Source organism: Globicatella sanguinis (genome assembly GCF_002847845.2).
In the GTDB taxonomy this organism is placed as follows: domain Bacteria; phylum Bacillota; class Bacilli; order Lactobacillales; family Aerococcaceae; genus Globicatella; species Globicatella sanguinis.
The window spans coordinates 438,290-461,648 of the sequence record NZ_CP126962.1; the positions used below are offsets into that span (position 1 = coordinate 438,290).

The window sequence follows — 23,359 nt, forward strand, 5'->3', positions numbered from 1 at the left end:
ATAATAATAACCCTTCTTTCTACTCGTTATAAATAAATATTATCATTTAGTTTTTCAATTTGTATGCTGCTTTTTCTATTCAAATTTACATTTTGTTTACAATCTATTCTATCTATCAATGACTAAATCATGTTATGATTAATTTATTATAATATATGGAAGGATTGATTCTATGGCCAGTATTTATACCCATCATCGCTTTGGTCTACAATTGCTTGAATTACTACCTGAGCACTATAAAATTATTGCCGAAACACATCGAGATTATTATTTATTAGGTCAACAAGGCCCAGATATTTTTTTCTTTAATCCTTTAACCTTGATGAAATCAGATAGCCCTGGAATGATTATTCATAAAGAGTCTGGGATAAATTTTATTGAGAATCAAAAAGAGATGCTCCTCGATTGCGAATGGAATTCCCCAGAGATGGCTTATTTTATTGGCAGTCTTTGTCACTACTTGCTTGATTCAAATATACATCCACTTGTAAATCAACTAAGTGAAGGAGAATTTTCTCATTTAAATGTTGAAACAGAATTGGACCGTTACTATTTAATCAAAGACCAGAAAAATCCCTTTAAATTCAAACTAGAAAATCTTATTGCGAAAGAGCCAGGTTTTAAAACGGTAATACCCAAATTTTATACTCATTACCCAAAAGGAACACCACAAAATGTTATTTTAGGCATTCGTTTCTTTCGTTATATTAAGTGGTTTTTTCATAGCGAATCACAAATTAAAGAGAACCTTTTAATATCTTTACTTAATTTTGCTGGGTTTTCTAACTTTAAGTCTCTCATTATCTTGCAAACTCCTTTTAAGGAAGCGGCGGTTGCTAATCCTCAATTGGATGCTATTTTTGAAACTACCTTGAACAAGTCCCCGGCTCTAATTGATAATGTATTTCAATATTTAATGAACGGACACGCGTTGGCTGATGCATTTAAAATAAATTATGATGGAGAGTAAACTATGAAAGATTTAACAAAATTAGAAAAAAATTGGATTTTATATGATGTTGGAAATAGTGCTTTCACCCTATTAGCTACTACTATCATTCCGATTGTCTTCAATACTTTAGCTGAGAATAAGGGTTTATCAGAAGATGTCTATTTTTCGTATTGGGGTTATGCCGTCACTATTAGCACGATTATCGTTGGGATCTTAGGGCCTATTTTAGGCGCCAAATCGGATAGTCACGGTCATCGTAAACGCTGGTTCACAATAATGTTAGTTTTCGGTTCAATTGGTTGTATCTTAATGCCATTCTTTCAACATTGGTTATCTTTTCTCATTGCTTATGTTTTAACGAAGGTCTTTTATAATTCATCTTTAGTTTTCTATGACAGTATGTTAACCGATGTTACCACTCCTGAACGGATGGATCGTGTTTCCTCTCATGGTTATGCTTGGGGATATGTCGGTAGTACGATTCCTTTTGTCATTAGTATCGCGATAATTTTTGGTAAAGACATGCTTGGTATCACAACTTTTCATGCTACGATTGCTGCATTTGTGATTAACGCTTTATGGTGGTTCTTATTTTCAATTCCACTCCTTAAAACCTATGAACAAAAACATATCAACACTGAAAATAACGCCAATCAAGTGTTCCAACAATTATGGGCGACCTTACAACAAATTATTAAAGACCGTAAAATCAGTCTGTTTTTATTATCATTCTTCTTTTATATTGACGGTGTCTATACAATTATTAATATGGCTACAGCTTATGGTACTTCTTTAGGTTTAGATTCCACCGGTTTAATTTTAGCTTTATTAGTTACGCAATTAGTAGCATTTCCAGCTGCACTCTATTTTTCAAAAATTTCTCATCAATATAAAACAGAAACCTTAATAAAAATCTGTATTATTGCTTATGGTTTAATCGCATTATATGCCATTCAGTTGGATCAATTGTATGAGTTTTGGATTCTAGCAATTGCGGTTGGGATGTTCCAAGGAGCAATTCAAGCATTATCACGTTCCTATTTTGCTAAAATCATTCCTAATGAAAAATCGGGAGAATATTTTGGTATCTTTGACATCTGTGGAAAAGGTGCTTCAATATTTGGAACGTTAATCGTTTCTTTAATTACGTCTTTTACTGGTAATCAACAATATGCCGTGGCATCATTAACGTTTTTATTTATTGCTGGTTTCATTATTTTAAATCTTTCACTAAAAGAACCCGTGGCAAAATAATCATTTGCGTTACGAAAATTCACAATTACTAGCTCATTACAATAGCGCAATTAGTTTACATTTTGCGATTAAATTACTTTGCTTTAAGAAGCAATTCATTCATTTCATTGCTCTTTCATAATCGTCCACATAGGATTAAAAGCTTTAATTTTCATTTTTAGAATTGTCAGGTTCATACCTAGTTTCATAGAGTGCTAACAAGAATAAGATTTGATTGTTCTACTAAAAAAGATAGCACCCATTTGTCTACAACAGTTAATATGACTTACGTTAGCTCCTAATTTGGTTACTAACTTAATGTTTCAAAAAAGACGGGATTAGAACTACTGTTCTTCCCGTCTCAATTCTTCGATTTATTTTGCATACTCAACAGCACGCGTTTCGCGTATAACCGTCACTTTAATATTTCCTGGATAATTCATTTCTGCTTCAATTCTATTTTTGATATCTCGCGCAACTTTGATCGCTTGAGCATCATTTAACTCTTGTGGTTTTACCATTACTCTGACTTCACGCCCAGCTTGAATAGCATAACTATGAGAAACACCATCATAGCTGTTAGAAATTTCTTCTAATTTCTCTAGACGACGAATATAGTTTTCAAGTGATTCACTTCTTGCACCTGGTCTTGCGGCAGATAAGGCATCAGCAGCAGCTACTAATACTGCAATTGGTGAGGTCGGTTCAGTATCACCATGATGAGATGCGATTGAATTTACTACAATTTCAGGTTCGTGGTATTTATTGGCGATTTCGGCACCAATTTCAACGTGAGATCCTTCGATTTCATGGTCAAGTGCTTTACCTAAATCGTGTAAAAGTCCTGCTCTTTTGGCCATAGCAACGTCTTCGCCTAATTCTCCAGCCATCACTCCCGCTAATTTAGCTACTTCAATACTATGTTTTAAAACGTTTTGTCCATAACTAGTTCTAAATGACAAACGTCCTAAAATTTTAATGATGTCTGGATGAAGCGAATGTACGCCAACGTCAAATGTTGCTTCTTCACCAATTTCACGTACTTTCTCATCAATTTCTTTACGCGCACGATCCACCATTTCTTCGATTCTAGCAGGATGAATACGTCCATCTTGAATTAATCGCTCTAAGGCAATTTTAGCAATTTGTCGTCTGATTGGATCAAATCCACTTAAGACGACAGTATCTGGTGTATCATCAATAATTAAATCGATACCAGTTAAACTTTCTAATGTGCGAATATTACGTCCTTCACGCCCGATAATGCGTCCTTTCAAGTCATCGCTTGGTAAGTGTACAACGGTCACAGTATTCTCAGCTACTAAATCAGTTGCAGATTTTTGAATAGCTTGTAAAATAATGTTTTTAGCATTACGATCTGCTTCATCTTTGGCTTTTTGTTCTGAATCTCTGACCATAATAGCAATTTCATTAGATAATTCTTGTTCAGTCTCAGACATAATAATCTCTCTGGCATCTTGTCTTGAAAGAGTCGCTACTCTTTCTAATTCAAGCTTTTGTTCATCGATTAATACTTGAACTTGTTTTTCTTTTTCAGATATTGCTTCTTGGCGTTTGGTATATTCCGTTTCTTTTTTCTCAAGATTTAATTCGCGCTTATCTAGATTGTTACTTTTGATGTCTAAATTTTCTTCTTTTTGCATCAAACGTTGTTCTAATCTAGTTGCTTCATTGCGTCGTTCTTTTAATTCTTGTTCAACCTCATTACGGAACTTTAAGTTATCTTCCTTCGCTTCAAATAATGCTTCACGTTTTAGATTTTGCGCTTGTTTAATCGCATCATCCACAATGGCTTCTGCATTTGCTTTTGCGCCATCGACACGTTTTTCATCATTTTTCTTTTGAATAAAAATCCCTAAAACTAATCCGATTATTAAAGCAACGATAGCGAAGGCGATTGACACTAAGTCCATAAGAGTCACCTCCGTATCATTATTATATTTTATTTCATTTCAAAAAAATTGAAGTTAAATAATTAAAAAATGTGCTTTCACACATCTTTTATTTTAGTCTTTATTATATTAATTGTCAATTGATTTAATATAAGCCGATAGTGTCAAATTATTGTTGGTTTTCCTCTACCATACTTTTTACTAATTCTCTGAACCCAGTTTCATGGATTCCGTATTTTAACCACTATCCTTGATAGCGAGCCGCTAGCGGCATAATGGGTTCTGGAAGTCTTTAGGGAGGTATTCCCTATATCCAATCCAGTCTCGCTAGACGCCAGTACCATGCCGTTGCTCGCTATCAAGCATTCACTTCATCGCCTTTAGCTATCATTATGAAGACTGGCTTCAATCTACTATATTTCAATAACCAGCGATTGTCCCAAAAGCCTGGCGACTTCGTGTGTTATTGGAATAGTGTAAGATGGCTACTTTACCATTCCAATCATACTGACGGGCGTATTTCCGTCCCACACGGCCATCTAATTTCTCTACTCGTCTTTTTCTTTCTTTTGTTTTAATTTGATTTGTTACCCAAGTTTTTAAATCACCACCATTTAAGTCATAAGCACGTGCTTTAGCGATGTTTTCTGCTCCTGTTGTACTCCATCCTAGCGGTCGCGAACTTAAACGAGCACTTAACCAATGGCTGACGTGACCTTCGGCACTACAACCGATATATTGTGGGTCCCTTTGTCTTTGAATAGAATCCCAATTGCCTATCAGATAGCGACGGACCTTTTGAAGCGTTTGTTTCGAAGAGTCGGGTAGCGACGGATCGCTGAGTCGCACTTCGAAGTAGTCCTGTAAATAGCCTTTTTCACCTGTATAAAGCCAACGATGTAAAGTGGCGTATAAATGATCATTACTGATACCAACACATGCCTGACGAAGGTATTTAACCGTATGATAAGGGTCAAGAACAAAGCGTGTTTGAGTCGGTAGATAGTCCAACCCTTTCTTAATCCAGTGATCCCCGTCTCCACTTAAATAAAGGGTCGGACAGGCTGCTAAATCGTATTGTTGGTCGAGATAGTAATAAACATCTTCCCACAATTCCTCGCTATCTTCGTATAAGCCTGTGAAGATGCGACTAATATTTAATTCTTTTCGGTCACTTGCTTCTAAATTTTCTTTGTATCCTTCGTGAACATACGCCAAGCGCATTTCCCGATTCTTCCCATCTTGATAAGCTACATGGTCTTCATCAGCTTCAATATATAAGCAATCTACCTGACGCTTTGCTTCCACCGGTAACGCAACAGAATCTGGGCGATACTTATGCACAATATTCTTGACTGTCTGGCGACTATAAATCCCGATATGTTCGAAGCTATCAATGGTCTCTTGATAAGAATGCTTACTAGCCTTCTCGTAAATGGCTGCTTCTAGCTCGAGATCCACGCGCTGGTGAGGCGTGAGCGATAAGAAGTCATCCAATAAATAGCAGAACTCACCCGTTTGTTTATCTTTGTAATAACGCCTTGAGAGTTTAATGTCACCAATCAGTGTGGAGATTGTTTTTTCATCATCGCAACGATGAACGCTATATCTTGCTTTTCTTGCAGGGCTTTCAAAGAGTGATTCCTCAATTGTTGTACAGAGATCTTCTCCTAAATCGACTGAGAGTTGACGCATCGTATCGCTAATGGTTTTGATGCATGTTGAAAAGTCTACTTCACCTTGAATCGCTTGATTATATAAATCTGCCATCATTTCATTAATTTTTTGCATAATTTGTGTTATAATACTCATGGATAATCCTCTACCTTTCTGTGTATTTACCTACTTACAGTATAGCAGAGGATTATCTTTTTTGCTTTTAGATGACCAACAGTTATTTTACACTAAGATATAAGCCTCCATGATACTGCTAATATCAAAAATAGAGATTTAGCAAAAACCTACGTTCTTACTAAATCTCTTATATTACGATATTTTTATAATCTTCTATATGATACTATTCTAACTCTGGGTGAGCTTCCATATATGTTTTGATCGTATCTTTCGTCTCAGCCTGCATTTCAAAGTAAGCATTCATGACTTGATGAGCAATATGGGTACTTTGGCGCCCAGTGGCCGCTTCTTCTAAATAAGGTACAACAACAGTAATCGCAATCTCTGGATTATCATATGGCGCATAACCGATAAATGTCGCATTCGTTACCGGTTGGTTTTGTGCATATTGAATAGGTCCAGAATAAAAAGCTTCGGTAGTCCCTGTCTTAGAACCGACTTTGATTGGATAATTTAAGAAATAGTAACGTGCTGTCCCTTGATCCGTATGGGACACTTGGTACATCCCTTCGTGTATACGATCAAATGCTTCATTTGGTAATTGGACCACATTCATTACTTTAGGATCAATCGAAGTTTTTACGCCACCTAATTCACCATTGGCATCTGTACTCCGTATTTCTTTCACTAATCTTGGTGAATAACGGATACCATTATTCGCAATCGTTGAAACATATTGAGCCATTTGTAATGGTGTATATAAGTCAAACTGTCCATAAGATAAATCAAGAGCCGATACTAATTGGGAACTATAAGGCGTGTATCCTTCTGATTCACTTGGTAAATCAATACCGGTTTGAGTTCCTAAACCAAACTCTGCAAAATACTTACGCATAATATTAATAGTATCAGGTGAAATCGTTAATTGACCGTTTTGTTCCCAACTAGATTGTCCACCAATCATCATCGCCATTTTAATCATGTAAATGTTAGATGATAATTGTAAGGCTTGAATGTCTGTAATCGGTACTTCTCCAGTACGGTTAAAAACGGAACTTTTCTCTTGAGAGGCTTGGAATTTCATAGGTTCATCGACGATGGTATTGTTGGTTGTGTTTATGACTCCGGTTAAATATCCCATAGCAACCATTGCCGGTTTTACAGACGACCCCATTCCGTAACTTGTATTAATAGCACCTAGGGCATCATCGATAATTTTACCCGTATAAGAGTCGGTATTTTCATCATATTCAAACTTTTTACCAGCAATACCTAAAATATCACCATTATTAGGATCCATTGCGACGATATAAACACGGTCATTTAATCCTTGATTGTCCATGTTTTTCAAGGCATTTTCAGCAATTTGGTCTAATTTTGCATTGAAGGCTGTATCAATCGTTAATACCAGATTATCGCCTTTAGAACCCTCAAAAATTTGTTGATTTGATAAAATGTCATCGGTCGAATCGGTTACGACTGTTGAAATGGATTTAGTTCCTCGTAATACATCTTCATATTGTTGTTCTAAAAACGAAATTCCTACACGGTCATTCATCGCATAACCTTTAGCTATTAATTCATTAGCTCTTTCGCTAGGGAGTCCGCGCTGTTCTGTTGAAACTTGACCTAAGATGGAACGTAATAAACCATTTTGAGGATACGTTCGTTGCCAATCGGTACCAATCGAAATGCCAGGTAAAGAACCTAATTGTTCACTGACACGTGCAATTTCTTGTGGCGTCACATTTTGATTTTTTACTGTTACCGTTGATAATGCATAAGCACTATTCATGTTTTTAAATAAAGCTATTACCTTTTTCTCACCATCAGAATAATTTAATTCTTCTGATTTCACGGCATTTAATTGTTCTTTATAAAAGGCTGAACCCGTTAATTGCTTTTGCTCTTTAGTGAGTCGACTATTAACCGTTGATTCATTATTGATAATAAAATAATCTTTTAAATCCCGCTCAGATAGTCCTTGAGTTGGAATATCAATTAAAGAAGCTAATTTACGTGCTAAGTCCACTAAATCTGAAGGGGCAACTTTTGAATCGGTATCACGAGTGAAAAGTATTGCCATTTCAGGATGATTCCCCACCAAGATTCGTCCTTGGCTGTCATAAATCATGCCTCGTGGTACTGAACCTGTCGTTAAGGTCGATTCTGTCTTTTGTACCATCGACAAGAAGGTGTCCCCTTTATAAAGTTGTAAATATCCTAATCTCACAAATAATGCCGCAAAACTTAAAAATGCTGCAAAAAACAAAATATTTAAGCGTTTGGGAATATGTGAATTATTCTTATTTTTTTTCAATTTGTATTTAGCCATAGTGTCACTCAATTCTGTTACTTATTTTGATTCAGAATAATCATTTATCATTATAACAAACTATTTAATCTTTGGGGAATAAAATATTATTATCTTTTGATGAACTTTTCATGAATTTAACTGATAATTGTTGATTAAGTAGTGTTTTGCTATAATATAGATATTCTATTTTGGAGGAAAAAACCTTGAAATCCAAGTCATTTATACCTTATTTTATTAACTTTCTAGTCTTTACTTCAATTTTTTCTTGTATTGCTATTATTTTTAATTTTATTCCTTTTGGCCATAAGACAATGTTAACAATTGATTTAGGTCAACAATATATTGATTTCTATAGTGCCTATCGACAAGCGCTATTAAAAGACCCTTCTCTTTTCATCTATAGTTTTCAAAAAAGTATTGGCGGTGAAATGATTGGTTTATGGGCTTATTATTTAATGAGTCCTTTTAACCTGATCTTTTTGCTTTTTAAACAAGAACAATTAGATTTGGCTGTAACAATAATTACTTATTTAAAACTACTAGCGATGAGTTTAAGTTTTATGTATTGCTGTCGCTATCAATTTAAAGCTTCAATGCTAGTGAGTCTGAGTTTTAGTTTAAGCTATGCTTTTATGAGCTACACTATGGTTTATGCCTTAAATATTATGTGGTTAGATGGCCTCATCTTGCTGCCGATTATTGTGGTTGGTCTTGATAAGCTTCTAAAAGGAACTTCTTATCTACATTATCTGATTGCTTTAACAGCGATGCTCATGATTAATTACTATATCGGTTATATGATTTGCATCTTTTTAAGTCTCTTTACAATTTACTTAATATCGGCAACAGAAGGCGTTTCATTTAAAAACAGAATTACTCAATATCTTAAATTTGTAGGAACTTCTTTATTAGCTACTAGTTTAGCCGGTATTACTCTCGTTCCGGCTTTTTATTATTTATTATCCAGTAAAGGCGCCAATAGCAATTTTGAATGGTCTTTTGAAACAACGATGGATGGGATGACTTTAATTTCAAAATTATTTTCAAGCAGTTTTATATTTGATGAAATTAAGGAAGGTGCGCCACCCTTATATGCCGGTGCCCTCATTCTTATTTTATTTGTCTTTTATTTTATAAACAAAGAAATCAAACTTTCTCAAAAAATAACAGCATTCATCATCCTACTGTTTTTCGCAATCAGTTTATATTTTAAAGTGCCTAACCAGCTTTTTCATGGGGGTCAAGACCCAATTTGGTACCCTTATCGTTATTCATTTCTAATTACCTTTTTCATGATTTACTTAGCTCTTGAGACTGTGCCGTTAATAAAATTTAAGCAACCTACTATTTTACAAACCTTAATCATAATTGTTTTATTTAGTAGTTTTTGCTTTTATTATTTAATGCATCAAGCTGACTATTTTTATCTTACAACTCATAATATTTTATTAACAATGGTCTTTGTTTTTATCCTCATTTTATTATTTGAAACGAATAATATGACATGGCAGTATAAAGAAATCGTTTTGGTTATGGTGGTAGTAATCGATTTATTTATTAATGGCGTTCAGATTATCCAACAAATGAGCTATGTTGATCAAAGTAAATATCAAGACTATACCGATCTTTTAGTAGAAACAACCACACCTTTAAAACCATCGCACAATGAATTTTATCGTATTCATAAAAATTTTGCTCGCACAAAAGACGAAGCTTTCTTTGCACATTATTATGGATTAGATAATTTTAGTTCAACGATAGAAGCTGCGACTAACCGTTTATTTGGCTATTTAGGTTTACCTGAAACGAGCGGCAATGCTACCTATGCCAATGGCACTCTCTTCACAGATGACTTTTTTAATATTAAATATTTATTGGAAGCCAATATCGAAGCCAATGAACAACTGACCGATGAACAATATTCACTTTCTCAACGCACTAGTGATTTTGATGTGAAACAATACCCTCTAGTGAAACACTATCAACGGATTGATGTTTATGAAAATGAGCAACGATTTGGTTTGGGTATTGAAGTGTCAAATCAAATTTTTGATGATTCTAGTACCTTTAAAAAACATGATCCTATCGCAAATCAAGAGGTATTATTGAGATTAATTGATTTCGAAGGTTCAGGTCAACCTTATTTCACCAAAAAAGCCTTGTCACAGACCAAGTTAATTAATGTGAGTATCACGGATAAAACCGAAGGGAACTATTTTACCTATCATTCTTTAATTACTGATGTCTTAGAAAAAGAAAAAGGAACCATCCAATATCAATTTAAAACTGAATCAGATAATCCCTATTACTTTACACTGCCTAGCCAATATGATCATGAAAATGTCAAACTAACGTTAGATAAATTAGACTATCATTTCAGTTCCCCTTTTAGACAAAGGCAAGTGACTAATGCTGCTTTTAAGCAAAAAAATCAGACTCATCTTTTTGAGGTTACTTTATTAGAAAAAGAATTAAAAGCTAATCAAATCTCGCTTTATGAATTTGATAATGAGCGCTACCAACAAATGGTGCAATCCAAACAAACCAATCTGTTTAATGTCGAACATTTTTCAAATACATCGATTCGTGGTAAGATAGACTTTAAACAAACAACTGGCCAGTTACTATTTACCATCCCATATGATGAAAACTGGCAAGTAAAAGTCGATGGCAACATTGTCCAAACCCATTCCGTGCTTAATAATACCTTATTATCCATTGACTTAACTCAAGGGGAACATCAAATTGAATTAAATTATTTACCTAAGTCAATTAAGTATGGTACGATACTTAGTATTATTGGATTAGGAATTGTATGTCTCATCCCATTATCAGTTTATATTTATAAAAAGAATGGAGATTTAAATGAAGAAAAACATCTTTAAATTTTTATTGAAAGCCTATAAAGAACCGCGTTTATTTATTCAAATCATTGCGGTGAAATTTAGACAATTACGCCACCTGGCCATCGTCGCAATCATGATAGCGGCTACGTCAATGACGATTGGTAACCAACCCTACTTTAATGAAATATCACAAAATATTGCAGATGCATCAACTTTTGTTCCGGATTATCAATATATAAATGGCCAATTACAACTCGCGCATAATGAAAAACCACTGTATTATCGTTCAAAAAATTTTCAATTGGTTATTGATGATTCGATTGAATCTAACAAACAGTTAGAAGATATTACACTCGAAAAGGACAAAGCAAAAGCCATTGATTCCAAAACCTTTATCAATCTTTACCTGTTTAAAAACAGTGCTTTTGCTAAGGTTGGCGGGCAATTTTATCGTTTAAGTGAGACAGAGTCAGGTTTTGTTTCGAAAGCAACTTTAATCCGTTTATTAAATGCCTTGAATGAACATCCTTACATTACACTCTTTTCACAATGGATTAGTTATTTTGTGGTCAACTTACTAACATATGTATTGTTAATATTACTACTCACACTTGTAACTACTGGTTTAAATCATCGTATATCAACACCCTTTAGTTTTTGGCAACGGATTAAATTGACGATGGCAATTAGCTTTGCACCTTATGTTTTAATTCAAATTGTGAAAATCTTTGTTCCGGGTTTTGTCGGTAGCTTTTTTGCATTAGGTGTTTTCTTGATGATTTACCTTTACCAAATGGTAATACGTCATACCCTTTTTGTTAAAGAGTTTTTATTAAGTCTTACTGAAGAAAAGCCCGGCGATCTATCAAAGTTCAATAATTATTTCCCAGAGCTTGATTATATTGAACCTGAAAATCGTATGGAAAAAGATGATGATAATCCAAAAAAGATCATTATCTCACCTGATATTTTTACCGGTGATGAGTTTAATAAATTGAAACGTCATGACATTGTCAAAGACGTCGATCCCTATTTTAACGATTTAAAACCAATTGATACCAAAGAAGAAGCTTTAGCCAAAATAAAACGTCAATACGAAGAACGTTTAGCTAAAGAAAAAACTAAAGACGAAACTAACCAACAAGATAAAGCGTCACAATCAGACGATGATACACACGAAGATAAAACGAATGAAAATATGACTCAATCGAATGATACTGCACCTCATCATAAGGCGAATGAAGCCCCGACGGTTTCAGATGACACAGCACCTCATGATAACTCAAAAGAAATATCGTCTAATAATTCTATGACAAACATTGATCAGGATGAAAAAGCTGACTCTATTGAAAAAGAATAATATACATTAGACAAATAATTGATCAAATCAAGCAAATGAGCACTTGGACAATAACTTGAGATATTCAATCAAGTAATTGCTCGTAAATAAAAAGCGCTGAGTCGAGTGGTCTCAAACGGCGTCATAAAGAGTAAAGCATCAACATTGTAAATTCAGTCAAGTCATTGCGCGCTAATTAAAAACGCAGTGGTTGATTGGCAAATTTAGTGGAAATCATTTTAATGACTACTTCTTGCCTACCACCGAAAATAAATCCTAATCGGACAAAAACACGTTGAACACACAAAATCATGTGCTCAACGTGTTTTTTATTTGTTATATAATGTTTTGTCATCAAAGATAGAAAATAAGTGATTGCTCGCTAATGAATAGCGCAGTGGTTGAGTGGCCTCAATCTGCGTCTTGCGACTTGGTTGAGGCCCACTCAACTGTGCGGGGGGTGGGCAGACGAAGCGAAAATTATTCAATTTCTACTTCTGGTCCACTCCCAACTGTGCGGGGGGTGGACAAACGAAGCGAAAATTATTCAATTTCTACTTCTTGCCAACTTACTCAACAAGCATTAGCGATTTTTGGAGTCTAAAATAATGGTTACTGGGCCTTCATTGATTAAAGCCACATCCATCATTGCCCCAAATTCACCGGTAGCTACTTCTACATCGTAACTTCTTAATTCTTCATTAAATTGTTCGTATAGCGCTGTTGCTAAATCAGGCTTAGCTGCTTCGGTAAAGCTAGGACGATTGCCTTTCTTGGTTTGCGCATAGAGAGTGAACTGACTAATTGATAAAATAGAGCCTCCCACATCTTTTAAAGACAAGTTCATTTTTTCATTCTCGTCTTCAAAAATACGCATCTGCACAATTTTTTTAGCACAGTATTGAATATCCTCAAACGTATCCGTGTGAGTAAATCCTACTAACAGCATTAATCCATGTTGCGTTTCCCCTAACAAGGTATTATTAACTGTTACTGAACTTTCTTTTACTTTTTGAATAATAACTCTCATTTAATTCATCCTAATTATGTATTTGCGACCCGCTCTACTTCATGAACATCGGGTATATTGCGCAATTTATTCATTAAATCATTCAATTGAATGGTATTAGAAATGGCTACTTTAATGGTGACTGTCGCCGTACTATCCGCATCGACGCGTCCATTAACATTTTTTAGATTTTTTACGGTGTGATTAACCACATGCAAAACATCATTAATCAATCCTGAACGGTCAAAACCAATGACTTTTATTTCAGTCTCATAATCTGAAGTTAAATCTGCTTTATTTTCCCATTCAACATCAATCGTCCGTTTCATTAAATCTGGTTCATGCACTAAGTTTGGACAATCTTTGCGATGAATTGAAACACCACGTCCGCGAGTAATATAACCAACAATATCGTCTCCTGGTACAGGATTACAACAGCGACTTAAGCGCACCATTAAGTTTTCGACACCATTGACCACCACACCACTTTCATGAACGGTACGTGGCATTTTATTATCTGGTGCTTCTTTTTTAATGGTTTGAATCGGTTGTTTTTTTACTTCTGTTGTTTCTTCCATCGGTTTTAAACCTAAGAAGTTAATGATGGTCTGTGGAGATAATTCTCCTAGTCCTACCGCTGCATATAAATCTTCTAAGCTATTAAAGTTAAACCGTTCTAATAACTCTTTATCACGGTTTTTCTTATTCAACTGTTTTACTGAAAATCCAACCGGTTTAAATTCACGTTCTAACATCTGTTGACCTAATTCACTATTGCGATCACGATCTAATAGTTTAAAAAATCGTTTAATACGATTGCGGGCCTTACTCGTATGAGTTAATTTTAACCAGTCACGACTTGGACCATTTGAATTGGGATTGGTTAATATTTCGATAATATCGCCATTTTTTAAAGTATAATTTAAGGGGACAATGTTACCATTAATTTTAGCACCGATAATTTTATTTCCTACCTCAGTATGGATATGATAGGCGAAATCAATCGGCCCTGATCCTGCCGGCAATTCAAAAACATCACCTTTTGGAGAGAAAATATAGACTTGGTCTTTAAATAAATCTTCTTTAACAAAATCCATAAATTCACTAGCATCTCTTGCTTCGTCTTGCAATTCAACAATTTCACGGAACCATTTCATTTGGCGTTCAATATTATTTTCAGACTCTACTTTATCTGTTTTGCCCTCTTTATAAGCCCAGTGGGCAGCGACCCCATATTCTGCTACTTCATGCATCTGATGTGTTCGTATCTGAATTTCGACCGGTTTACCATATGGGCCAATGACAGTTGTATGAATCGATTGATACATATTCGCTTTTGGCATCGCAATGTAATCTTTGAAACGACCTGGCATTGGTTTCCATTTAGTATGAATAATTCCCAGTACTGCATAACAGTCTTTAATAGTATCCACCAACACTCTTACTGCTAGTAAATCATAAATATGGTCAAAATCTTTATTCTGGTCGACCATTTTACGGTAAATTGAATAAATATGTTTAGGTCGTCCATATACATCAGCCTTAATGTCCATTTCAGCTACGGCTTCGTTAATTTCGACGATGGCTTCTTGAATATATTTTTCACGTTCATCACGTTTAGCATCCATCAATCGCACAATTCGATAATACTCAGCTGGATTAATGTAACGTAGCGCAATATCTTCCAATTCCCATTTTATCGCATTCATCCCGATACGATCAGCTAAGGGTGCATAAATCTCAATCGCTTCTTGTGATTTTTCCACTTGCTTTTCTGGTTTTTGAAATTTTAATGTGCGCATATTATGTAAACGGTCAGCTAATTTAACCATCACGATACGCATATCTTTGGCCATCGCCAATAACATTTTACGATGGTTTTCTGCTAGCGCCTCTTCTTTACTTTGAAATTTGACTTTACCTAATTTGGTAACACCGTCGACTAAAAACGCCACAGTACTCCCAAATTCAGACTCAATATCTTCTAATGTGTATTCAGTATCTTCAACGACATCGTGTAAAAAGCCCGTTACTACTGTTGCAGGATCTGCTTTTAATTGAGCTAAAATACCAGCTACTTGAATAGGATGTATGATATAAGCTTCTCCTGATAATCGTACTTGATTACGATGGGCATGGGTGGCATATTCAAGAGCTTTTTTTATAAACTGTACATTTTTGTCATTCATATATTCTTTACATATGTCGATTACTTCTTGTGCAGTTAAATCTTGAGTACGAGCCATTTTTTTCACCTAATTTCTGTTAAAATATGTACCACTAATTATACGATAAATTTGTATATTCTACAATGTTAACTGATTAAAAAAAGCCTTAGACTATCATGTTTTACTGTTTGGGAGTAACCAATTATCCTCTTTGTAAAAACATTCAGTCTAAGCTTTATTCATTAATTCTTTAAATTAACGGTATCTAATTATTTGCCAATAATTGCAATACCTTTTGATGCACCAATACGTGTTGCGCCTGCATCAATCATTGCTAAAGCTTCTTCGGTATTCGAAACACCACCACTTGCTTTAACTCCCATATCTGGTCCAACTGTTTCGCGCATTAAGCGAATATCTTCGACCGTTGCACCACCTGTTGAGAAACCAGTTGAAGTTTTCACAAATTCAGCATTCGCTTTTTTAGCTTGTTGGCAAGCTTTCACTTTTTCTTCATCTGTTAATAGACATGTTTCAATAATAACTTTAACAACCACTTCTGATGGTACAGCATCTACGACTGCTTTAATGTCTTGATATACTAACTCCCAATCACCAGCTTTAGCTGCACCAATATTAATTACCATATCTACTTCATGAGCACCATTTTTAACTGCTTCAGCTGCTTCATAAGCTTTTAATGACGTTGTATTTGCCCCTAGAGGAAAACCAACAACCGTACAAACCTTAACATCACTGTCACTTAATAAAGACGCCACATAAGGTACCCAGGTTGGATTAATACAAACAGACATAAAGTCATGCTCTATTGCTTCTTGACATAAGACTTCAATCATTTTCTTAGTTGCTTCCGGTTTTAAAATGGTATGGTCAATATATTTTGCTAAATTTTGATTCATGATCTTCCTCCAAATTTATAATTCTAATTGATAACTTAATGCACTTAAAAAGTATACAGGCGCCGTTTCAGCTCTTAAAATCCGGGGACCTAAGCTACAACAGATAAATCCAGCCTCCTCTAATTGGCTCACTTCCTCTGGAGTTAGTCCTCCTTCAGATCCAAAGACCATTAATAGACGATCACTTGCTTTTAAATGAATTAACGCTTCTTTTAACTGAGCATGTTGACCGCTTTTGGCAGTTTCTTCATAAGCGATTAACTTAATTGTATAATCATCTGCTAAATTAATCAATTGCTTTAAAGAAGATAGTTCATTAATAGTCGGAATTTGTACTCGATGACTTTGTTCAGCCGCTTCTTGAGCAATTTTTTGTAAACGCATCATTCGCTTAGTTGCTTTTTCCCCTGGCCATTTCATGACATCGCGTTTCAATGTAAGTGGATAAAACTGAGTCATCCCACACTCAGTTGCTTTTTGAACAATCCATTCTAATTTATCATTTTTCGAAAGACCACAAGCAATTGCAACCTCACTTAAAGGAAATTCAGATTGATGTTCAATTTCACTCTCAATTATCGCCATCCCAAACGCACCTTCTTTGGCTGCTAAAGAAGCCAAATATACTTGTTGCTTTGTATCAACTAGTAAAATATGCGCTCCCGTTTTACCACGCATGACATCATAAACATGATGCGTAATATCAGCGTCTAAAATGACCTGTTGACCAATTGTTAAACTTTCTTCTATAAAATAACGTTGCATCTACTCTTGCTCCTGCTTTTCTAAAATTAATGAAACCCACTCACCCATTATAGTCTTTTGATACAATTTCCAACCTCGAGTTCGTAACTCTTCTTCAAGTCCGAGGCTTTTTGAGATTAGAATACCACCTAAAATTAACCAACCATTTTCTTTTAATAAACGTTCGGCATCGTCTAACATTTCAATAATGATATGCGGTAAAATATTCGCAACGATGATATCAGCTTTAGTCTCTACCCCTACCAAAAGATTATTTACTGCAAAATGAATGCCTTCTTTATCTGGTTGATAATTTAAATTTTCATTGGCACTGGCTACTGCTTGTGGATCTAAATCATATCCGTGAACCGTTTGAGCGCCTAATGCTTTCGCAATAAAGGTTAAGATACCGGAACCTGTACCAACGTCTAAAATGGTTTCTCCGCCACGCATCACGATTTCTAATGCTTGAGCACCTAATTGAGTTGTTGGATGATTACCGGTCCCAAAGGCCACGCCAGGATCTAAATAGACAATTTGTTCTTGAGGTTGAGCTTGGTAATCATCTTGCCAAACAGGAACAATCGTTAAATAACGACTGATTGGTTGTGGGTGATAGTGTTGTATCCAATTCTTTTGCCAATTCTCATTCAACTGTTTATTTTGAGTCAATTTAAACGGTGTTTGGTTGAATAATTTTTTTATCGCAAATTCTAATTCAGAAAGTTCCATCGGTTCGTTAAAATAAGCAATGATTTCGGTATCGCGATCCAATACTTTTAACATCTCTTCATCGAAAATTTCCCCAAATAGATTTTCATCATTTTCTAGGTAACCTTGTGCATAATTTACTTCTACACCAATAGAACCTAATTCAAAAAACAAATTGGACACCAATTCAATTAATTCGCCTTCCTTATTAGTCGTTTCTAATATTACTTTATACCAATTTTTTTCCTCCATATAGACCTCTTTCTAATCAACTATCGGCAAAAATAATGCTTGTTGATTATATTGATTTGTTTGCACGAGGCGTTCTTTTATGATTTGATAGTCCTGTTCTTGCCAAGTTATTTCAAAATGATCGATAGAATCATCATGGATAAAATCATACCAAGCAGCCTGTGCTTGACTTGTTTTCTGCTTTAAATATTTAAAGATAGCTGTCACTTCTCCTGTAGGAATCCCTTTTGTCTTATCAACTACAAAACGTTGAATCACATTTGGTGTATAGAAATGGGCAGCTTGAGGGTCAACAAATAAAACTTTGCATTCGTATAGCACTGTCTCATCTGCTTGGTCTAAATTTAATTGAATATCAGTATTATTATTTTCAAATTCAAATTGTAAAACCAGTTCAATACAATGCCAATCTTCTTGCCAACTTAACTGCCACTCACAATGAAAATATAATTCTTCTAATAAATAATGTTGATAGGTTAATAAATTATGTTGTTGCATCGGCTCACCTTCTTTCTTCTATTATGCTTTATTAAAACTTTAAATTCAATAAAAAGCTAGCTTTAAGAATTATTTTAATTACTTTTCTTATTCTTTACTAGATATTTTCGACAATGAATGGCATAATATAGATTATATGGCATTTTTTTACCGCCATAATTTTAAAAAAATTCTCATTTTTAACTCAAATGATTCTTAATGTTGTATAATAAAATTGGATTGAATATTAAGAGGTGATATACTTGGCAGAAAAAAATTTAACAGCAAAAGATATTTTACAAAAAGAATTTACCCGTGCAATGAGAGGGTATAATACAGCTGAAGTGGACGAATACTTAGATAGTATTATCCGCGACTATGATTCATATCAAAAAGAAGTGACTCAATTAAAAATTGAGAATGAACGTTTAATTGGTAAAGTTGATGAGTTAACAAAACAATTAGCCTTAAACAAAAAGACTTCGCCAACTACACCAGGTAGTGGCGTGACTAATTTTGATATTTTAAAACGTCTTTCTAACTTAGAAAAGCATGTTTTTGGCTCAAAAATAAATAATGTTGATAATACCATTGACTATTCACAAGTAAACAAATAAAATGAGAAAGTTAACTAAGCAAATTTTAGGTAATCGCGGCTAATAATTAGTTGAGGAAAGTCCATGCTCGCACACGCTGAGATGCGTGTAGTGTTCGTGCTTAGCGAAACCATAAGCTAAGGCAATTTAATTGACGGCAGTAAAACGCACTAAGGTCTACGGACTATGTGTTAGTATACTTGAAAGTGCCACAGTGACGAGTTTCATTGGAAACGATGAAAGTGGAACGTTGGTAAACCCCTCGAGCGAGCAACCCAAACTTTGGTAGGGGCGCTTCTTCTATACGTAAATGAACGGAAGAAGAAGACACGAAAGTGTAGATAGATGGTTACCCGTCGATTTATCTGCCTAGGATAAATCGAGTGACAGAACATGGCTTATAAAAATTTGCTTTATAGGATTTGAGGGTGGGACGTTGTCCTGCCCTTTTTGTAAATTATCGACAAAACAAAGGAGAACACATGAAAAATTACCATTTACTAGCAACGGCTGCTGCTGGAATCGAATCGCTGGTCAATCAAGAATTAAAAAAACATGGTTACCAGACTCAAACCGAAAATGGACGCGTACGATTTGATGGCAATGCACGCGATATTGCTTTCACCAATCTTTGGTTAAGAACGGCTGATCGCATTAAAATTATTTTTGGTGAATTTAAAGCCACAACATTCGAACAACTCTTCGATCAAACCTATGCTTTACCATGGGAAGACATCTTACCACTAGATGCAGAATTTCCAATCAGTGGTAAATCACAAAAATCAAAATTACATTCTGTTCCTAATTGTCAACGTATTGTTAAAAAGGCGATTGCAAAACGTTTAATGGAATTTTGATTGTCAAATTAAGCTAGAATTTTTACCTAACACATAATACGTTTGCTTTTTTTCTAATTGATAATTAAAATGGTTGTTCGAAAGTTCAAGTATAAATTAGCCACTGACTTTAAGGTTTCCACAACGTCAGATTTGTGGCAAGTGTAGTGAGTCAGATTGATGCATTAAATCGTTAGAGCTTGACTTGGATGCTCCGGTATGATACTCGCGAATAGCGAGTTGGGGAAAGGGTTTGGGTAGAAGACCCAAAAAGCATCCCCAAATCATCATGCCGGGCTAGGCACCAAGTCAAGCTCTAACAATCAGGTGCCTTACGCAATGGATTCACTGTCTTAACAAACACATTGTGTGCATTAGAAAGCATCTATCCATCCAAGTTCCTTACAACAATCGATAAAAACTTCAATTGGCGTTCGATAACCTAATGATTTTCGTGGAATTTCATTGCGGAAATGAGCTGTTTGGCTGAGTATTTCCTGCGATATATCGGTAAAATCCATCCCCTTAGATAACCCATCTCTTCGAAGTAGTCCATTAGAGTGTTCATTTAAGCCGCGTTGTGACGGACAACCGGGATCAGCAAAGTAAATATTGATGTCATTGACATTTGAAATGGCTTGCCAATCAGAAAATTCTTTTCCACAATCAAACGTAATGGATTTAAATAAATTTCTCGGTAAATAAGCAAACCAGTTATCACAAGCGATTCGCACATCACTTGCTTTGCGACTGTTAATTTTTATCGGGATGATGAGTTTACTGATTCTTTCGACCAGTGTTAGGACTGCACTCTTATGGTCTTTTCCGACAATAGTGTCACCTTCTAGATGTCCAAATTCTTTCTCATATTGTGGATTTTCTTTTTGACGATCTTCGATGGTGCGTCTAAAGTGTTGTTTACCTCTTTTTTCCTGATACCCATTAGGTTTTCTCTTACCTTTCATCGGTAAAGTTGAGGGATCAAAGAGTTCCGAGTCTTTAAAACGACGATAAAGTGTTCGAGCTGTACATCCTAATGGGAGTTCATTCCGACCAATGATGACGTCAGGAGACCACCCCTGGTCCACTTTTTTCTTAATATATGTGATTTGTTTAGTGTTAAAGACCTTCTTTTTGGCACCACAGCGTGATTTATTCTCTTTATATTGATCGTAGTATTCCTGAATATTACCACTATTTTTAAGAAAATTAACGACGTTATAAATGGTTTGGATGGCCCGATTTAATTTTTTAGCGATATCCGTTACTTTTTTACCGCTATCGTAATAATTTTCTATCCAAATCAATTCTTTCATGGTAAGATGTGTATAAGCCATTTGTATGTACTCCTTCCTTAGCATGTGATTTTATGTTTAGGATACCATACAAATGGCCTATTTATTTTTCTAGCTTAATTTTACTATCCAAGGAATACTATCATCGTCGCACTCCCCTTGCTGAAACGGGAGCAAAATATCCTATTGAAGTAGCCATTAATAAAGATCATGTGATGATAACACTTGATACGAGTGGCTCTAGTTTATTTAAACGTGGCTACCGAATTGATAAAGGTGGCGCCCCATTAAAAGAGAATATGGCTGCTGCACTAATCATGCTCACTACTTGGCATCCTGACCGTCCTTTATATGATCCTACTTGCGGTTCTGGTACGATTTTAATTGAAGCAGCGTTAATGGGACATAATATTGCACCAGGCTTTAACCGTTCATTTGAAGCTGAAGAATGGACTTTATTAAATCCTGAAGTATGGGAAGATGTACGCAATGAAGCAGAAAGTTTAGCCGACTACGATCGCCAATTAGATTTATTAGGCACTGACATTGACCACCGTATGATTGAAATCGCCAAACAAAATGCGCTTGAAGCTGGTGTGGCGGACAGTATTCAATTTAAACAAATGCAATTGAGTGATTACGTGCCCGATAAAGAATTTGGCATTTTAATCGCCAATCCACCTTATGGAGACCGTTTGTTAGATGAAGAGAAGGTTCATGAACTTTATCGTCAAATGGGAAAAATTTACCGTCAAATGCCAACATGGAGTAAATATATTTTAACGAGCGATGAAAACTTTGAAACCTATTATGGTGAAAAAGCAACGAAAAAACGAAAATTATATAATGGTGCCTTGAAAGTTGATTATTATCAATTTTGGAGTACAGTAAAATAAGTTTTTTAAAAAAATCCATTTAGTACCCAACCCGGTATGATTCGCCGGTTCTGACGGGACTAAATGGATATTTTTAATTAATCTAAATAAAACAATAACATAATTTCTTGTTGGTTGCGTAACAATAATTGATAAGTAAATTGATTAATGTTACTCGGTGCCGACTCTTCTAACCCCATTGAATAGAGTAAAAAATCAATCCATTGATGACTCGTTAAAGCCAAATCATCATAAAATGGAAATAATCCGAAATATTGTAAACGGAACTGTTCCTTGATGGTTTCTTCTAAATGAGGATTTTCCTTATTACAGTAATGCTCTATTTGTTTTAGACCTTCTTGATAAAAGCTTTGTTGGTGGTAAGCGACTAATTCATTAATCGATACGTTTTTCGAATCACTAAACCAATACCAATTAAATGAAGCATTAATTTGATGAAAAATACAATAATGCATAATATCAGCTTTTAAATAATTAAAGACCGATGGATGCTCTAAAATACTTTGATAGAGAGGTTGGACTAATGAAAAATCTAATAAATAAAGTTCTTTTAACTGCGTTAATAGATGATATTGCCCTTTATCCAATCTAGCTGTTACCCACTGATCAACAGTCCCCTCACTGACTAATTCTTCTACGGTTAATTTCAGTAGATTTAAGTTTTGATAGCGTTCAATTTTTTCATTGATTTGATTTAAATCAAAATTTTGTTGATTCAATTGTTGTTTTAGCTGTGTAAATTTTAATAAACGTTTATCAACTGGTATCATTAAATCCATGGACTCCACGTACATCTTTACAAGGGCTTCGTCTTTAAAGATATCGTCTGTCTGTGGATAGTATTGTTCCCAAACAGCCATCAAGTTTTCTAGTTTATTAAAAATAAGACAAGCATGAACTAATTCTAAAAACACTTCTTGCTCAAAAGAAAGAGCTAATGATTTTTGAAAAAAGTCATATCCCATATCAAAGTCGCCCTTCTCCAAAGATTGAACACCTTTACGATAGAAATTTTCATGATTATTTGGTAAATTGATAATATCAGACATATGATTTCCTTT

At 34.9% G+C, this 23,359-nt stretch carries 16 protein-coding genes, 1 other RNA gene and 2 pseudogenes; 8 read left to right on the top strand and 11 right to left on the bottom strand.

What is annotated here, in order from left to right; genetic code table 11:
• The first annotated feature begins 172 nt into the window (after nt 1-172).
• The gene (locus CYJ72_RS01885; RefSeq protein ID WP_284630243.1) at nt 173-970 is read left to right on the top strand and encodes a zinc dependent phospholipase C family protein; all 798 of its coding nucleotides are present in this window, start codon (nt 173-175) and stop codon (nt 968-970) included.
• A 3-nt stretch (nt 971-973) separates the two neighbouring features.
• Complete coding sequence (locus CYJ72_RS01890) at nt 974-2,206, top strand: MFS transporter (protein ID WP_284630244.1); 1,233 nt, start codon at nt 974-976, stop codon at nt 2,204-2,206.
• 353 nt (nt 2,207-2,559) lie between these two features.
• Here CYJ72_RS01890 and rny read toward each other — a convergent pair whose 3' ends face one another.
• The 3 genes from rny to CYJ72_RS01905 form a co-directional block, all read right to left on the bottom strand.
• On the bottom strand, nt 2,560-4,119 hold the full coding sequence (gene rny / locus CYJ72_RS01895; protein ID WP_066126761.1) for a ribonuclease Y: 1,560 nt from the start codon (nt 4,117-4,119) through the stop codon (nt 2,560-2,562).
• Nucleotides 4,120-4,518: 399 nt separating this feature from the next.
• On the bottom strand, nt 4,519-5,910 hold the full coding sequence (locus tag CYJ72_RS01900; protein WP_284630245.1) for an ISLre2 family transposase: 1,392 nt from the start codon (nt 5,908-5,910) through the stop codon (nt 4,519-4,521).
• A 205-nt stretch (nt 5,911-6,115) separates the two neighbouring features.
• Entirely contained in the window at nt 6,116-8,227 is a 2,112-nt protein-coding gene (locus tag CYJ72_RS01905) for a peptidoglycan D,D-transpeptidase FtsI family protein (RefSeq protein WP_066126730.1), read from the bottom strand.
• Between the two features lie 185 nt (nt 8,228-8,412).
• Between CYJ72_RS01905 and CYJ72_RS01910 the strand changes: the two genes are divergently transcribed.
• A complete protein-coding gene (locus tag CYJ72_RS01910) occupies nt 8,413-11,094 on the top strand; it encodes a YfhO family protein (RefSeq protein ID WP_066126732.1) in 2,682 nt (893 codons plus the stop codon).
• A complete protein-coding gene (locus tag CYJ72_RS01915) occupies nt 11,075-12,415 on the top strand; it encodes a DUF1189 family protein (RefSeq protein ID WP_284630246.1) in 1,341 nt (446 codons plus the stop codon). The genes CYJ72_RS01910 and CYJ72_RS01915 overlap by 20 nt, the downstream gene beginning before the upstream one ends.
• 562 nt (nt 12,416-12,977) lie before the next feature.
• Here CYJ72_RS01915 and dtd read toward each other — a convergent pair.
• The 6 genes from dtd to CYJ72_RS01945 form a co-directional block, all read right to left on the bottom strand.
• A complete protein-coding gene (gene dtd / locus CYJ72_RS01920; protein ID WP_066126829.1) occupies nt 12,978-13,424 on the bottom strand; it encodes a D-aminoacyl-tRNA deacylase in 447 nt (148 codons plus the stop codon).
• A gap of 14 nt (nt 13,425-13,438) precedes the next feature.
• A complete protein-coding gene (locus CYJ72_RS01925) occupies nt 13,439-15,649 on the bottom strand; it encodes a RelA/SpoT family protein (RefSeq protein ID WP_066126828.1) in 2,211 nt (736 codons plus the stop codon).
• 191 nt (nt 15,650-15,840) lie between these two features.
• A complete protein-coding gene (deoC, locus tag CYJ72_RS01930) occupies nt 15,841-16,491 on the bottom strand; it encodes a deoxyribose-phosphate aldolase (RefSeq protein ID WP_101813096.1) in 651 nt (216 codons plus the stop codon).
• 15 nt (nt 16,492-16,506) lie between these two features.
• Nucleotides 16,507-17,256, bottom strand: coding sequence for a 16S rRNA (uracil(1498)-N(3))-methyltransferase (locus tag CYJ72_RS01935; protein WP_101813097.1), 750 nt, complete (start codon nt 17,254-17,256; stop codon nt 16,507-16,509).
• Nucleotides 17,257-18,198 (bottom strand): 50S ribosomal protein L11 methyltransferase, encoded by a 942-nt coding sequence (gene prmA, locus CYJ72_RS01940; protein ID WP_101813098.1) that lies wholly within the window; start codon nt 18,196-18,198, stop codon nt 17,257-17,259.
• 12 nt (nt 18,199-18,210) lie between these two features.
• On the bottom strand, nt 18,211-18,696 hold the full coding sequence (locus tag CYJ72_RS01945) for a DUF3013 family protein (RefSeq protein WP_101813099.1): 486 nt from the start codon (nt 18,694-18,696) through the stop codon (nt 18,211-18,213).
• 242 nt (nt 18,697-18,938) lie between these two features.
• Here CYJ72_RS01945 and gpsB point away from each other — a divergent pair, with 242 nt between their 5' ends.
• From gpsB to CYJ72_RS01960, 3 genes and pseudogenes are all read left to right on the top strand, one after another.
• Nucleotides 18,939-19,292, top strand: coding sequence for a cell division regulator GpsB (gene gpsB, locus CYJ72_RS01950; RefSeq protein WP_066126240.1), 354 nt, complete (start codon nt 18,939-18,941; stop codon nt 19,290-19,292).
• A gap of 21 nt (nt 19,293-19,313) precedes the next feature.
• Nucleotides 19,314-19,677: RNase P RNA component class B (gene rnpB, locus CYJ72_RS01955), an RNA gene on the top strand.
• Between the two features lie 76 nt (nt 19,678-19,753).
• A pseudogene (locus CYJ72_RS01960) lies at nt 19,754-20,122 on the top strand (THUMP domain-containing protein); the annotation flags it as partial.
• Between the two features lie 359 nt (nt 20,123-20,481).
• Here CYJ72_RS01960 and CYJ72_RS01965 read toward each other — a convergent pair.
• Nucleotides 20,482-21,444 carry an IS30 family transposase gene (locus CYJ72_RS01965; RefSeq protein WP_101975427.1) on the bottom strand — a complete coding sequence of 321 codons (963 nt, stop codon included), beginning with the start codon at nt 21,442-21,444 and terminating at the stop codon, nt 20,482-20,484.
• A gap of 32 nt (nt 21,445-21,476) precedes the next feature.
• Here CYJ72_RS01965 and CYJ72_RS01970 point away from each other — a divergent pair.
• A pseudogene (locus CYJ72_RS01970) lies at nt 21,477-22,298 on the top strand (THUMP domain-containing class I SAM-dependent RNA methyltransferase); the annotation flags it as partial.
• A 77-nt stretch (nt 22,299-22,375) separates the two neighbouring features.
• Here CYJ72_RS01970 and CYJ72_RS01975 read toward each other — a convergent pair.
• Entirely contained in the window at nt 22,376-23,347 is a 972-nt protein-coding gene (locus CYJ72_RS01975; protein WP_101813101.1) for a hypothetical protein, read from the bottom strand.
• Between the last annotated feature and the right edge of the window lie 12 nt (nt 23,348-23,359).